We start from the raw sequence: 244 nt of genomic DNA, 5'->3' as shown, positions 1-244 counted from the left end.
GGTCCCGACCGGGATCGAACCGGCGATCTCCTGCGTGACAGGCAGGCATGTTAACCGCTACACCACGGGACCAAAATGGTGGAGGATGACGGGCTCGAACCGCCGACCCCCTGCTTGTAAGGCAGGTGCTCTCCCAGCTGAGCTAATCCTCCACAAAAAATAAGCGAAGCGACGTCCTACTCTCACAGGGGGAAGCCCCCAACTACCATCGGCGCTAAAGAGCTTAACTTCCGTGTTCGGTATG

General features: G+C 58.2%; 2 tRNA genes and 1 rRNA gene. All 3 read right to left on the bottom strand.

The features are described from left to right. A tRNA-Asp gene (locus EW028_RS24850) sits at positions 1-72 on the bottom strand. A 4-nt stretch (positions 73-76) separates the two neighbouring features. Beyond that, positions 77-152 (bottom strand) — tRNA-Val (locus tag EW028_RS24845). Positions 153-163: 11 nt separating this feature from the next. Next, positions 164-244, bottom strand: a 5S ribosomal RNA gene (gene rrf / locus EW028_RS26690); the annotation flags it as partial.

It is taken from the genome of Lysinibacillus sp. OL1, from assembly GCF_004332175.1.
Lineage (GTDB): Bacteria > Bacillota > Bacilli > Bacillales_A > Planococcaceae > Lysinibacillus > Lysinibacillus capsici.
Note: the sequence above shows the minus strand (reverse complement) of the source record. Positions and strands in the feature narration are given on the sequence as shown.